General features: G+C 69.3%; 11 protein-coding genes. 6 read left to right on the forward strand and 5 right to left on the reverse strand.

The annotated features are described in order from the left end of the window. From AB1609_05805 to AB1609_05820, 4 genes are all read right to left on the reverse strand, one after another. A partial coding sequence (locus AB1609_05805) for an ABC transporter permease subunit (protein ID MEW6045981.1) occupies nucleotides 1-814 on the reverse strand: 814 nt, incomplete at its 3' end. Continuing rightward, nucleotides 811-1,773, reverse strand: coding sequence for an ABC transporter permease (locus AB1609_05810; protein ID MEW6045982.1), 963 nt, complete (start codon nucleotides 1,771-1,773; stop codon nucleotides 811-813). The genes AB1609_05810 and AB1609_05805, both read right to left, overlap by 4 nt. A 22-nt stretch (nucleotides 1,774-1,795) precedes the next feature. Continuing rightward, entirely contained in the window at nucleotides 1,796-3,361 is a 1,566-nt protein-coding gene (locus AB1609_05815; GenBank protein ID MEW6045983.1) for an ABC transporter substrate-binding protein, read from the reverse strand. A gap of 76 nt (nucleotides 3,362-3,437) precedes the next feature. Further along, the gene (locus AB1609_05820) at nucleotides 3,438-4,268 is read right to left on the reverse strand and encodes a GntR family transcriptional regulator (GenBank protein ID MEW6045984.1); all 831 of its coding nucleotides are present in this window, start codon (nucleotides 4,266-4,268) and stop codon (nucleotides 3,438-3,440) included. Nucleotides 4,269-4,436: 168 nt separating this feature from the next. Between AB1609_05820 and AB1609_05825 the strand changes: the two genes are divergently transcribed. The 6 genes from AB1609_05825 to AB1609_05850 all read left to right on the forward strand — a co-directional run bounded on the left by AB1609_05825 (nucleotide 4,437) and on the right by AB1609_05850 (nucleotide 11,934). Further along, the gene (locus AB1609_05825; protein ID MEW6045985.1) at nucleotides 4,437-6,782 is read left to right on the forward strand and encodes a beta-galactosidase; all 2,346 of its coding nucleotides are present in this window, start codon (nucleotides 4,437-4,439) and stop codon (nucleotides 6,780-6,782) included. Between the two features lie 56 nt (nucleotides 6,783-6,838). Further along, nucleotides 6,839-7,747 carry an ROK family protein gene (locus AB1609_05830; GenBank protein MEW6045986.1) on the forward strand — a complete coding sequence of 303 codons (909 nt, stop codon included), beginning with the start codon at nucleotides 6,839-6,841 and terminating at the stop codon, nucleotides 7,745-7,747. Between the two features lie 42 nt (nucleotides 7,748-7,789). Beyond that, a complete protein-coding gene (locus AB1609_05835; protein MEW6045987.1) occupies nucleotides 7,790-8,554 on the forward strand; it encodes an SIS domain-containing protein in 765 nt (254 codons plus the stop codon). 47 nt (nucleotides 8,555-8,601) lie between these two features. Continuing rightward, nucleotides 8,602-9,939 (forward strand): ABC transporter substrate-binding protein, encoded by a 1,338-nt coding sequence (locus AB1609_05840; GenBank protein ID MEW6045988.1) that lies wholly within the window; start codon nucleotides 8,602-8,604, stop codon nucleotides 9,937-9,939. Between the two features lie 128 nt (nucleotides 9,940-10,067). After that, entirely contained in the window at nucleotides 10,068-10,985 is a 918-nt protein-coding gene (locus AB1609_05845) for a sugar ABC transporter permease (GenBank protein MEW6045989.1), read from the forward strand. Continuing rightward, nucleotides 10,978-11,934: a carbohydrate ABC transporter permease gene (locus tag AB1609_05850; GenBank protein MEW6045990.1), complete on the forward strand. Its 957-nt coding sequence runs from the start codon at nucleotides 10,978-10,980 to the stop codon at nucleotides 11,932-11,934. Before AB1609_05845 ends, AB1609_05850 begins: the two co-directional genes overlap by 8 nt. A 15-nt stretch (nucleotides 11,935-11,949) precedes the next feature. On the opposite strand, the gene AB1609_05855 is transcribed toward AB1609_05850, so the two are convergent. After that, nucleotides 11,950-12,610: DUF4058 family protein (locus AB1609_05855; protein ID MEW6045991.1), on the reverse strand; the 661-nt coding region annotated here is incomplete at its 5' end.

Below are 12,610 nucleotides of genomic sequence, written 5' to 3' on the forward strand. Positions count from 1 at the left end.
GCTGGGCCTCTTTCAAGAGGAGTCCCCACGACGGCATGGGCGGCTGCGGCCCGAGGCCGAGGTAGCTCAACCCGGCGTCGGCCAGGAGGGCGATGGCCGCCGACGCGGCCCCCTGGGCGAGCAGGGGCCGCGCCATGCCCGCCAGGAGGTGGTGGCGGGCAATGTGAGCCCAGGTGGCGCCCAGGGCTTGAGCCGCTTCCACGTAAGGCGCCTCCCGTAGCGCCACCGCCAGCCCCCGGCTCACCCGGAAGTAGCCCGGTACCAGGGCCAGAGTGATGGCAGCCCCCACGGTGAGGTCGCCGGGGCCGAGCACCACCGCCAGGAGCATGGCGAGCAAGACCGAGGGCAGGGCCACGAGCGCGTCCACGGCCCGGGCCAGGCCCTCTTCGAGCAGCCCGCCTCTCGCTGCCGACAGTCCCAGGGCCGTCCCGGCAAGCCCTGCCGCCGCGGCCGCGCCGCAGGCAATGAGAAGCGAGTGGCGTGCGGCTGCCAGGCTGCGTGCCAGCAGGTCCCGCCCGAACCGGTCCGTTCCGAGCCAGTGGGCTTTTGAGGGCCCCGCCAGGCGTTCGCCCAGGTCCATCGAGTACGGGTCGATGCCAGGCCACGACCCGGCTACCGCCAGGGCCACCAGCACGGCCAGCGCCACCGCCACGGAGGAGGGGATACGCCGGCGGCTCGTCTCCCTCGGGGGCCCGGCGACGCTCGCCGCCGCAGGACGGCGCGCTGGCGCTGCCGCCCGCGTGGTCCCTGCCACGGCTGGCACCTCAAGCCCCACGGGCTGGCCTTCGAGTCCCCTCTTCGCAGGTGCGCTCACCGGTACTGCACCCGCGGATCGAGCAGGCCGTACAGCGCATCCACTACAGCCGACGAGAACGACACCACCACCGCCGCAAAAGCCGCGCCGCCGCTCACCAGCGCCAGATCCCGGAACTCGACGCCCGCCAGCATGATCCGGCCCACGCCCGGCAACCCGAAGACCGTCTCCACTATCAGGCTACCTGTCAGCAGCTCCGCCACCAAAAGCCCCAGGCTGCTGGCAACCGGGTTGAGCGCTCCCACAAGCGCGTGCCGCCATACCACCCGGGCAAGCCCCGCCCCTTTTCCCCGCGCGGCCTGGACGTATGGCTCCTCCAGCGCCTGCGCGAGCGCGGCCCTCACCACCAGCCCCACCGCACACCCCGCCGGGAGCGCCAGCGCCAGGGCGGGAAGCACGAACCCCCGCCACCCGGGCAACCCCCCGCTTCCGACCGGTGCCACCGCCGGAAAGGCGTGCAACCGGACCGCCGCCACCCAGATGAGGATCATGGCAAGCCAGAAGGACGGCACCGAAAGCCCCAGCTGCATCACCCACGAAAGTGCCCGATCCTCCCACTTCAACAGCCGGCCCCCGGCCCCCCACCCTGCGGCGCCGGATGCCCCCACGGCGGCCAGCGCGCCCATCCCGAGCGCGAGCGCCGCCGCCAGCGGGACGGCCAGGGCCACCAAGATAAGGTTGACGCGAAAGTGCTGCCACAGCAGTTCGCCCACCGGCCGGTGGTAGCGCACCGAGACGCCCAGGTCGCCCGTCAGCGCCCGCCCCAACCAGGCGGCCAGCCGTGCCGGCACGGGCGCATCCAGACCCAGTTCCTTGCGGAGGCCCTCGACCACCTCCGGCGGAGCGTCCGTCCCTGCCATCATCAGCGCGGCGTCACCCGGCACGCCCTGTACCATCAGGAACGCCGCCGACGACGCCAGCAGCACCGTGAGCGTGGCGCCGGCCGCGCGCCGGGCCACATAGGCCCACGGCCGGGGGGCTTCAGCGAGGAGCCGTGCGGAAGACCGTGCGGAGATCATCGACGTAGTTGGGGTAGATCTCCCAGCCGTAGACGTCGGTGCTCAGGGCCAGGAGGGTCTGCGGGTCCATCAGGTAGATGGCCGCCAGCTTCTCGGCCAGGATCTGCTGCGCCCGGGCGTACAGGGTCTGCCGCTGCTCCAACCCCACCGCCCGCTCTGCCTCATCGATGAGGCGGTCGTACTCCGGGTCGCTGAAGTTGACGAAGTTGCGGCCGTAACGGGTGTGGTAGCGGATCAGTTCCGTGTGGGGGTCGATCTTGCCGGTGAAGCCGATGATGGTGGCATCGTAGTTCTCGCCGGCATAAACCTCGGAGAGCCACCGGGCCCAATCCACCAGTTGAATCTGAAGCCTCACGCCCGCCCGCGCAAGCTGCTGCTGCAGCACCTGAGCCGTCAGCACGTGGAACTCGTAAACGGACGGCACCACCAGGGTCGCCTGAAAGCCGTTCGGGTAGCCGGCTTCGCCCAGGAGCCGGCGCGCCTTGTCCACGTCGTGCGGGTACGGGTTGGACAGCGGCGCGTAGTAGCCGTTCTCGGGCGTGAGCCCGCTGTAAAGCGGCGTGGCCCGCCCTTCGGCCACGGCCTGGATGAGCTGGTCCCGGTCAATCGCGTGCGCCACGGCCTGCCGCACCCGCAGGTCGTCCCAGGGTCGGCGCGCCTGGTTGAGCGCCAGCACCTGCACCAGGTTGGTGGGGGCGTTCACGATGCGTGCGGGGCGCGCTCCCGGCGCCTGCAGGAGGGGCAACTGCTGGGGCTCCACTCCCACCACGTCCACGTCCCCCGCCAGGAACGCCGCCACGGCCGCGGCCGGGTCCGGGATGAACCCGAAGACAACCTCGTCCAGGTAGGGCCTTGGGGCATCCCAGTACCCCTCAAACCGGCGCAGCCGCACGTGGCTTTCCTGCACCCATTCCACGAAGCGGAAGGGGCCCGTCCCCACAGGCCGCGTGGCGAGGGTTGGCACGGCCTCCTGCGGCACCACGGAGGCGCGGGGGTCAGCCACCGCGGCCAGGAAGGGCGCGTAGGGGGCCTTCAGCCGGATGACGACCGTGTGCGGATCAGGGGCTTCTACGGACTGCACGGGCTTCCAGTCCGAGATGCGGCTGTACTGGGTCTCGGGCGCCATCAGGCGCTCGAAGCTAAACTTGACGTCGCCCGCCGTCATCTCCCGCCCGTTGTGGAACCGCACGCCTCGCCGGAGGCGGAACGTGTAGGTGAGCCCGTCCGGGGAGATCGTGTAGCTTTGCGCGAGGCGCGGCACGATACGTCCGTGACTGTCGGCGGCCAGCAGGCCCTCGTAGACGTTGTTGAGGATGCGGTCGGTCTCGGATGCCACCGCTCGGGCAGGATCCAGCGTATCGGGGTTCGCGGGCAGCACCCGCACCAACCGGCCACCTTGCCGGGGTTCGGGCGGAACAGGCGTCGCGCCGGCACCCGCAGCCCGAGCGTCGCCCGTCAGCGCTCCCCCGAGCCACGCCGCTCCCAGCAGCAGCGCCGCATAAGCTCGAGCCAACCGGGGCGTACGCATGCTTCCACGCACCTCCTGAGTCCTGGCGCCCTGAGATCATACCGCTTCCGCGGCACCTTCGGGGGCGCCTGCGGCATCACGCTCTACCTGCGAGTTCCACGTGAAGCGTGTAGCGGTCGGCCCGAAGCAGCGACTCCGTGTATTCCACCGGCCGCCCGCCCGGCAGGCTCGCGTAGCGGCGCACCGCCAGGGCCGGGCTCCCGTCCGCCACCCCGAGCCGCCGGGCATCCTCGCCTGAGACCACCACCGCCGTGTACTCCTCCCGTCCCGCGGCCGGCCGTTGTCCGAATCGCTGCTCCATCGCTTCGTAGAGCGACCCCGTCGCGACCCGGGCATCCTCGGCCAGGCCGGCCATTTCGCCGGGAAGGTAGTGGGTCTGGAGGGCAATGGGAGAGCCGTCGGCCAGGCGGCGGCGCACCAGGCGCAGCACCGGGCTGCCGGCTTCGACGCCCAAGGCTTTGGCCACGTGGCGGGCGGCGGACACGATGGCCGCCTCCAGCAGTTCGGTGGCTGGCGTGTAGCCCCGCTGGCGCATCTCCTCATGGAAGCTGATGAGCCCCTCCAGCCGCCGCGGAATGCGAGGCTGGCTCACGAAGGTGCCCTTGCCCTGTACGCGGTAGACCAGGCCGGCGTGCACCAGTTGCTGGATGGCCTGCTTGACCGTGGTGCGGCTCACGCCGAAGCGGGCGCTCAGCTCCAACTCGGTCGGGATCCGGTCCCCCGGCTTCAGCACCCCGGACTCGATGTCGTCCCGGAGCTGGTCGTGGAGCCGGTGGTAGAGCGGGATGCGGCGGTCGCCCCCGATCAGCGCGCCATCAGGCCCCGCCGGGTGGCGGGCCGTCCCTTGCGTGACCCTGTGCCCCGCATATCGGCCTTCGTGCCCTGTTGTGCGCGTGCTGTGTCGCACGGGCTGACGCCCTCCATCCTTTGGTTCCGCTTCCGCCGGCTTTTTTCCTGGCGCGGCAGGAGCCCGGCTCGCCAGGTCGAAAGGTGCCATTGATACATCAATGTGTTATTTATTCCGGGCCGCCGGCGTTCCTGCCGGATGCTGGAGGGCCTGGAGCCGGAAGGGTAGGTGCCCGCCATTACAGCGTCCTCGGCTCAGCCGGACCGGTTCTTGCCCATCGCCGCCTGGTATACGGCCGGGCCTTCCCGCGCCACCATGGTGGAGCCGCTGGGTGCCGATGCAGACGCCATCGTTCGCCGGGATCTGGCCAACCTCAAAGAGTCCGGGCTCAACACGGTGCGGGCCTGGATCGACTGGGCTTCAGGGGAGCCCGAGCCCGGCCGCTACGATTTCGAAGCGCTGGACCGCATCCTGAGGCACGCCCAGGAGCTGGGCCTCAAGCTCATCCTGCAGATCTACCTGGACTCGGCCCCCGACTGGATCCTGCTGCAGTACCCTGACAGCCGCTACGTCTCCCAGGGCGGCCAGGCCATCGACTCGCAGGGGTCGCCCGGCTATTGCTACGACCACCCGGGCGTCCGGCAGGCCGCCGAGCGGTTCATGCAGGCCGTGGCGGAGCGGGTGCGGCGGCACCCGGCGTTCTTCGCCTATGACCTGTGGAGCGAGCCCCACATCGTTCAGTGGGCGTACTTCGATTACCTGCCGCAGCCCGCGCTGTTCTGCTACTGCCATCACTCCAAGCAGCGGTTCCGCCGCTGGCTCAAGGGCCGGTACGGCGACCTCAACCGGCTCAACCGGGCGTGGTACCGGCGTTTCACAAGCTGGGACACCGTTGAGCCGCCCCGGTTCATCTCGCTCATGACGTACACCGACTTCATCGACTGGCAAAACTTCACCATCGAGAAGATCACCCAGGACCTGGCGTGGCGCGCCCGCACGGTCAAGGCGGTGGATCCAGTACACCCGGTCACCAGCCACTCTGCCGTGCCCGCGGTGATGACCGTGCCGCTGCTGGAACAGGGCGAGCCGGATGACTGGCAGGTCACCCGGGTCGTGGACGTGTGGGGCACCTCGTTTTACCCGAAACACGTGGGGGCGAAGGAGACCGCCGACCCTGCGGTGCGGGGCGCCTACCTGGACAGCACCCGCTCGGCGTGCGCCAGCATCGGCAAGCCGTTCTGGCTCGGAGAGCTGCAGGGCGGCCACGGCTACGTGGGCACCTTCGCCGAACCCGTCACGGCCGCCGACATCCGCGCCTGGACCTGGGGCCCCATCAGTCACGGCGCCAAGGGGTTGTGCTTCTACGCCTGGCGGCCCATGAGCCGTGGGTATGAGTCGGCCGGCTTCGGGCTGACGCACCCGGACGGGTCGCCGACCGACCGGTCAAGGGCGGCGGGCGAGGTGGCGCGGGTCGTCGACCGCCACTCGGGGATCTTCGCCGCTGCCCAGGTGCCCCAGGCGGAGGCCGCCATCGTCTGGAACAACGACGCCAACATTCTCTGGGGCTGCATGCGGGAGAAGTCGCCGTACGTCCCCTCCCGCGCGCTGCTCGGCGCCTACCGGGCCCTGTTTGAACGCAACTTCCCCGTGGACTTCGTGCACCCAGACCAGATCGCCGCGCTGGCGGGGCCGCAGCGGGGCGGGGGCCGGGGAGCCGCGGGTGCGGGGGCGGCCCCGGCGCTGCCTCCGGCCCAGGGCATCCTGCCCGGGCCGGATCCCATCGACGTGGCCCGCTACAAGGTGATTTACATGCCGTTCTCTATCATGGTGCGCCGCGACGTGGCCGCCGGCCTTGCCGAGTTCGTGAAGCGCGGCGGCACGGTGGTGGCCGAGGCCCGCACCGGCTGGAACAACGAGGAAGGCGTCGTCGATCAGGCCGTTCCCGGGTCGGGCCTGCGGGAGCTGTTTGGGGCGCAGGAGGCGTGGGCTGCCCGGCGCCGCGACGGGGAGCCCGTGGAGATTGAGGTCGCCCCGGAGGCGGAGCTGCTGGCCTTCGAGGGCGGACGGGTCAAGGGCGCCTACTACCAGCAGGCGCTGGAGGCGGGCACGGCCAGGGTCATCGGCCGCTTTGCCGGCGGGGAGGCGGCCGTGACCGTTCGCGAGGCCGGACCTGGCCGCGCCGTGCTCATGGGGAGCTGGGTCAGCTTCGGGTATCACGTGCACCGGGATCCGGCCACGGGGCGCTTCCTGGCGGGCTTCGCGGCGGCAGCGGGCGTCGAGAGGCCCGTCCTGGTCGAAGGGGTGAGCCCCGGCCAGGTCGAGGCGCGGCTCCTTTCGGGCGAGACGCGGGAGGACGGGCCGTTCGGGCTTCTGTTCGTGTTCAACCACACGGCCGAACACCTCGCCCCGCGGCTTGCCGTGAACCCCAAGCTGCCCGGGCAGCGCTTCGAACTCGTGGAGTTGACGGCTTCCGAGCGGCGCCAGCAGGCCGCACTGCACGGAGACGGGCGGCTGCGCGTGGAGCGCCCGCTCGGCCCGCACGAGATCGTCGTGGCGCTCATCCGACCGGCCTGACGCCTGTCACGCCGGCACCATCAGCTTGAGTCTGCGGAGGCGAGGGAGGCAGCGTGATGGCAACGGTGGCCGCCGTGGACATCGGGGGGACTCAGGTGCGTGCCGCGCTGATCGAAGGCGGCGGCACCATCCTCCGAAGGCTGGCGGAACCGGTGGAGAGAGCGAACGACGGCCCGTCTCTCACGGCCCAGGTCGCCGGCCTGGTGCGCCGCCTGAGCGGCGAGCCTCTGGCGCTCGGCGTCAGCCTCCCGGCCGTCATCGACCGGACCGCCGGCCGCGTCGAGTGGGCGCCCAACCTCCCCGGCTGGAACGGAGTGCCGCTTGGGGGTGAGCTGAGCGCCGCCCTGGGGCTGCCGGTCGCTCTGGAGTACGACGGCCACGCCGCAGTCCTCGGCGAGCACTGGGCCGGAACCGGGCGCGGCGTCGCCGAGTTGGCCTTCGTCATCGTGGGGACCGGGGTCGGCGGCGGATTCATCTCCGGGGGGCAGCTGGTGCGGGGCTTCACCAACCTGGCGGGTGCGGGCGGCTGGATGTCCGTCCCGGCTCCGCGCGGGTGGGACGCGCAGAGCGCGTGCCAGAAGGGGTTCCTGGAATCGCTCATCGCCGGGCCGGCCCTGCAGCAGGCGGCAGCGCGCCAGCTCGGGCAGGCACTTGCGCCCCGAGACCTCTTCGACCGGGCCTCCGCCGGTGACCCGGCCTGCCGCGCCATCGTGGAAGGCGCCCTCGAGCACCTCGGCTGGGCGCTGGTCAACGTGGTCTCCCTGCTCAACCCGCAATTGGTGCTCCTGGGCGGGAGCGTGGGCCTGCGCTTTGCCGGGTATGCGGACAGGCTGGAGGCCATGATCCGCCGCCACGCGCAGCCGTGGTCGGCCCGCGCCGCCCGCGTGGCGCCGGCAGGGCTCGGAGACGACGCCGGGCTCTTGGGTGCAGGGCGCTCCGCTGTGGAATTGGTCAAGGGCGCCTGAAGCGCCCCGCGACACGAAAGGAGAGCTGCAGTCGTAACAGCCATGGGCCAAGCATCGCAATCGTACCTGGAGTCGGTGGAACAGATCCTGGCTCGTATTCGAGATACCCAGGCGGGCGCCATCGAGAAGGCCGCCGACCGGATGGCCCACGCCATCAAGGCAGGCCGGGCCGTCTTCGTCTTCGGGAGCGGCCACTCGGTGCTCCCGGTGCTGGACATCTTCCCGCGCTACGGGGGCTATGTGGGGTTCTACCCGCTGGCCGACCCGCGCCTGATGTGGTTCTTCCCTGTTGGCCCGGGCGGGGCGCGGGAGCTTCTGTGGCTCGAGCGCCGGGAGGGCTACCTTGCGTCCTTCCTCAAGAGCCACCCGCTGACGGGGGAGGACGTGGTGCTGGTCTTCTCGCACGGCGGCCTCAACGCCGCTCCCGTCGAAATGGCCCTCCACGCCAGGCAGGCGGGTGCGTCCGTGGTAGCCGTAACGTCCGTTGCCAATGCCCGCACCCGCCCGGCCTCCCACTCCACCGGCAAGAAGCTGGCGGATGTCGCGGACGTCGTCATCGACAACTGCACGCCGCCCGAGGACGCCCAGGTGAAGATCGACGGGTGGCCTCATCCCGTGGCGGCCGCGTCCACGGTGGCTTTCGTGGCCATCGCACAGGCTCTCGTGGCGGAGACGGCGGCCCGCCTTGCGGCACTGGGCGTCAAGAAGCGGGTCTTCGTCTCGCCCAACGTCCGGGAGGTGGAAGCCGGCCACAACGAAAAGGTGTTCGAGGAGTTCGAGGCGTGGGTTCGGGCGTTGAAGTCGTAGGGCGGGTCCAGCAAGCGGCCCATCTTGAAAGGGAGGTTGAACCGAGGATGCTGCAAAGGCGCAGGGCAATCCCGGGCACGTGGGTTCGCTTTGGCGTCGTGCTGCTCGTCGTGGCGCTTTCGGTGGGCCTGATCGGGGGCGGCGCGCTGGCCGCGAAAAAGCGCGTGGTCTGGCAGGTTCACTGGAGCGACTTTCAGATTGAGGGCATTTACAAGGGCGACAAGCTGGTGACCCGTGGCCTCAAGCAGTGGGTGGAGGAGTACCAGAAGAGCCACCCGGACGTGGAGATCGTCCTGCAGACCGTCCCGATGGAGGAGTATCTCAACAAGCTGATGGTCGCCCAGGCGGCCGGCACGGGACCGGACATCATCAGCGTTCTCAACACGTGGGGCCCGCAGCTCGTCAATGACGGCGTGCTGGACAGGGTGCCTGGCGACCTGGCGAGCGACGTCAAGAACAACTTCATCCCCGTGGCCGTGGAGGGTGCGGGCGTGGACGGCGGCATCTGGGGCATCCCGTTCGAGGTCGGCAACTACGCCCTGGTTTACAACAAGAAGCACCTGCAGGAGGCCGGCTTCTCCGGGCCGCCCAAGACCTGGGACGAACTGGTCGACATGGGCGCGAAGCTGACCAGGCGCAAGAAGGACGGCACCGTTGAACGCTACGGCTTTGCGTTCCTGGCCGGCTGGGAGTCGGCGGTCGTGCACCCGTACCTGGGCCTGCTGTGGAGCCTGGGCGGCGAGTACCTGGCCCCCGACTTCAAGAGGGCCGCTTTCAACAGCCCGGAGGGCGTGAAGGCGCTCGAGGCGGAGCTGGCGCTTTTCAAGAAGGGCGCCACGGACGTATCGGCGAGCGTCTGGGAGTTCCCGCAGGGCCGCGTCTCCATGATGATCATGGCCTCGTGGTACGAGTCGTCGCTCAAGCAGGCCTTCGGGGCGGATTACGAGGCGACGGTCGGCGTGGCGCCGGTGCCGGCCATCAACGGCCGGTCGGTCAACGCCGCCTACTCGTGGTGGATGTCCGTCAACGCCCAGAGCAAGGTGAAGAAGGAGGCTTGGGACTTCGTCCGGTGGTTCACGGCCCAGCCGCTGCCCGACGGCACGACCCGGATGGGCACCTACCAGGCCGAGAACATCGGCAGCATCCCGCCGCGCAAGGGTGACCTGAGCGGGCACCCCGAGCAGTTGAACGACCTGTACACCAAGGTCTTCGTCCAGGAGCTGGCCCATGCCCGCCACGAACCCAACGTGCTGCAGGGCGCCGAGATCAAGAGCGTGCTGTGGCACGAGATCGTGGAGGCCTGGCACGGCCGCAAGTCGCCCCAGCAGGCGCTGGACGATGCGGCTCGCCAGATCAACCAGATCCTCAAGGAGTTCTACGGGTGAGGGGCTGGCTTAGAAGAGGGTGGGGCCGGCGCGGCGCAGGCCGCCGGTGCCGGCCCCGTTCCCCGACCGGGCCGGAAGCCAGGTAGGGCGGGCCGGCGCTACTTTGCCGATCGGAGGCGTGCTTTAGAATGGCGCTGGTAAGCAAGCAGGCAAGGCAGACCGTCACCGGGTACCTGTTCCTGGCGCCGGCGCTGATCTTCTACGCCATCTTCCTGGTCATCCCCGTGGCCATGTCCGTCTACATCTCGTTCACCAACTGGAACATGCTCGGGCCCCTGGAGCGGGCCCGGCGGGTGGGCTTTTCCCATTACGTCTACCTGCTCACCGCCGACGAGATGTTCGCGGCGTCGCTGAAAAACACCGTCATCTACGCCCTGGGCACGGTCTTCGTCGGCATGGCGGTGGCTTTGGGGATTGCTCTTCTCATCAACCAGTTGCGCGCCAGCGCGCTGTGGCGGTTCCTGATCTTTGCGCCCGTGGTGACGCCGGCCATCGCGGTAGGGCGGATCTGGAGCGGCATTTACCACCCCTCCGGGGGCTACCTCAACGAACTGCTGCGCCTGGTGGGCCTGCCTCCCCAGCAGTGGCTGTCGAGCGCGGAGCTGGCCCTGCCGTCCATCATGATCACCGCCATCTGGGCAGGCGTGGGCGCGACCGTTATCGTTTTCATCGCCGGGCTGCGCAACGTGCCGGCCCAGTACTACGACGCCGCCAGGATCGACGGGGCCAGCCCGTGGCACGAGTTCTGGTACGTGACGCTGCCCATGCTGCGCCCCACCGTACTGTTCTTGTCGGTCACCGGGCTCATCGGGGCGTGGCAGGTGTTCGACCTGGTCTACTCCATGGCCATCGGTGGCACGGAGTCGGGGACGACGCCCGCGCGGGCCGTGATGGTGGTCGCGCTTTACCTGTACATGACGGCGTTCCGCAACCTGAGGGCGGGAAGGGCTACGGCCGGGGCTTTGATCCTGTTCGTGATCATCTTCGTGATCACGCTCGTGCTCCTGCGAGTTCTGCGGCGAGGTGGGCTTGAGGCGTATGAGTGAGGGCCGTATTGCGACCGGGGTCGGCAGAGCTCAGGTCACCCGGGCGCGGCGGGCAGCCCGGTCGAAAAGGCGCGTCGGCGGGGCCGTGGCAGGCGCTGTGCGGTTTGTCGTGACGCTGGCCGTGGCCGCCGCGATGTTCCTGCCGTTCTTCTGGATGTTCAGCTCGTCGCTGATGACCTACCAGGAGAGCATTCGGGTGCCGCCGGTCTGGTGGCCCGAGGTGCCGCAGTGGCATCACTACGTCGAAGTGCTCAAGGACCCCAGGGTGCCGCTCGGGCTTTACTTCAAAAACAGCATCATCGTCTCGACCTCGGTGACGTTGCTCGTGCTGCTCACGAGTTCGCTTGCGGGCTACGCCCTGACGAAGCTGCACTTTTTCGGAAGGGACGCGATTTTCGCGTTCTTCCTGTCCACCATGATGTTCCCGACCTTCCTGTTCCTCGTGCCCGTTTACTACATCCTGAAGCGCTTGCCGCTCGTGGGCGGCAACGACCTGTTCGGACTTGGCGGGGTGGGCGCGCTCCAGTCGCACCTCTCCCTCATCCTGCCGTTCGCCGTGAGCGCATGGGGCATCTTCCTGATGCGCCAGTTCATGATGTCGGTGCCCGACGAACTGGTGGACGCCGCCCGCATCGACGGCGCCTCGGAACTCTCCATCTGGGCCCGCATCATGCTGCCCCTGACCCGGCCGGCGCTGGCCACCATCGCCATCTTCACGTTCATCGGCCAGTGGAACTACTTCCTGTGGCCGCTCATCGTGACCACGTCGGCGCCCGACCTGATGACGGTTCCGGTGGGCATTCGCATGATGGGCGCCGCCTACAGCACGGCGCTGAACGCGGGCAAGCTGCAGGCGGCCACGGCGCTGGCCATCGTCCCGACCATCATCATCTTCCTGGCCATGCAGCGCCACTACATCCGGGGCTTCGCCCTGACGGGGTTCAAGTGATGGCCCTAAGGCGCCCTACCGCAGCCGCGTCATGAGGGCGCTGTAATTGGAGCGCTCCCACATCTCCTCGAAGACGCCCTGCAAATCGAGAAGGTAATCCGGGTCTGGTTCCCGCAGCGGAAGGGCAATGGTTGGCAGCGGATCGTCCACGCCAAGCGGATACAGTTCTCCTGCGTGGGGGCGGTGCCTTCGTACAACCAGCACCGCCCGATCGCAAGCCGGCCAGGACCGGGCCAGCGGCATGCGTTCGCCTTGGAGAAGCAGGTCGATCTCCACCAAGTGGATACCACAGGAGAGAAGCTCCTGGCGCTTGGCCAGATAGGAATGCCGACCCTCGTGTCCCGGACGTTTGTTGTTGGGTGAAAGCAATTCGATGGCACAAACCAGCTCGCCCTGCGCCGTTCGGATGGAGACAAAGCGTTCTCGGACCTCGTCACGCACCGCGACGGGAACGATGATAGGCCTGGTGGCCACGGCCGTACCGCCAGCGGCAGCCGAAGGCTCACTGGTGCGTGGGGAGACCGCGGCCACCGAGATATCAGGCCGGTACAAGCTGGATGAGACGGGCGTGCCCTCCCACGCCACATAAACCCTCTCTTCCACCAGCGCCACGTAAGAAGGCCCGAGGCCCCGACGCAGCCAATCGCTCAGCGCTGTAACGAAGTGGGCGTGGAAG

This window comes from Bacillota bacterium (genome assembly GCA_040754675.1).
Classification (GTDB): Bacteria; Bacillota; Limnochordia; order Limnochordales; family Geochordaceae; genus Geochorda.